Annotated in this window: 1 protein-coding gene; it reads left to right on the top strand. The window is 34.5% G+C overall.

Going from position 1 to position 1,598, the window contains the following annotated elements:
• Window positions 1–1,439: ABC transporter ATP-binding protein (locus tag MVY38_RS01390; protein WP_297482658.1), on the top strand; the 1,439-nt coding region annotated here is incomplete at its 5' end.
• Window positions 1,440–1,598 lie beyond the last annotated feature (159 nt).

Raw genomic sequence — 1,598 nt, forward strand, 5'->3', positions numbered from 1 at the left:
GTTTTCGTGAAATACTTCTACATAAAATGATTTCACTTGATATGGCATTTTTGTATACAAATAGAAGTGGCGAACTTATTTCACGCATTACAAACGATATTGGTCGTATCCAATACTTTGTATCAAACATGCTGCCAGATATGTTTCGTGATGGTATTACTGTTATTACACTTATTGGGTATATTATTTATCTCAATCCCCTGCTCTCATTCTATACACTTATTGTTGTACCTTTAATTATCTACCCCCTAATGCGTATAGCAAAAAAACTAAAAAAATACTCTCACCGTTCACAAAGTAAAAATGCTGACCTCGTTTCACGCTTAACTGAAGTTTTTAATAATAGTGAAATCATAAAAGCGAACAATACTGAAGATTTTGAAATAAAAAGATTTAGCCTTGAAAACTGGAAATTTTTCAAAATAAATATGAAAGCAATTTATGTGGGTGCATTAGTATCTCCTATGATGGAAATAATAGCTGTAATGGGTCTTGCTGCTGTTGTTTATGTAGGTGGTAGAGAGGTATTTGATGGAAAAATGACTGTTGGTGAATTTACTGCATTTCTAACTGCTGTAGGACTTGTATTTGAACCTATTCGTAAAATAGGAGGTATCTACTCAAAAATTCAAGATGCACTTGCAGCAAGCGAGCGTGTCTTTGAAATAATAGATACTCCAAACGATGTAATTGATGGTAAAAAAGAGCTTCAAGCCGACATTAAAGAGATAGAATATAGAGATGTTGTTTTAAAATATGAAGATACAAATCTACTAGATGGTGTTAGCCTCAAAATTAATGCTGGTGAAAATATAGCACTTGTAGGTGACAGCGGTGGTGGAAAATCTACTTTTGTAAATATGCTACTGCGTTTTTATGACCCTGATAAGGGAGCATTACTTATAAATGGTACAAATATAAAAGAGTTTACCCAAGGCTCAATAAAACATCATATTGCCCTTGTAACACAACGCATCTACATTTTTCAAGACTCTTTAGCAGCAAATGTTGCTTATGGAGAAGAAAATATTGATGAAGAAAAAGTTATAGAAGCCCTCAAACTAGCAGATGCTTATGACTTTGTGCAAGAGCTTGAAAATGGCATACACACTATGATGAGTGAAGCAGGTGCAAATCTTTCAGGTGGACAAAGACAAAGAATAGCCATTGCAAGAGCCATCTACAAACACGCTTCACTACTCCTTTTTGATGAAGCCACATCAGCACTCGACAATGAAAGTGAAAAACGCATACAAAAAGCACTGGGTGAATATACAAAAGATAAAATTACCATTACGATTGCCCATAGATTAAGCACAATTGAGCATGCAGACAAGATTTTAGTATTACAAAAAGGAAGCATTGTAGCAGCTGGCACACATAGTGAACTCTTGAAGAGTTCAGAAGTATATAAAAGACTCTCTGGACAGTTTCAGTAAACGCAGTCTCACTGCGTTTAGCTTCTTACCTATTTATCTTTCAATTTCACCGAACAACAATCTCTTAGTGTTTTATGTGGATTAGATATATAAGTATAGCCGTTATAGATAGTAAATATTCCATATAAAATGACTGCAACCGAAGAGAGACTCATCATC

It is taken from the genome of Sulfurimonas sp. (assembly GCF_027056685.1).
In the GTDB taxonomy this organism is placed as follows: domain Bacteria; phylum Campylobacterota; class Campylobacteria; order Campylobacterales; family Sulfurimonadaceae; genus Sulfurimonas.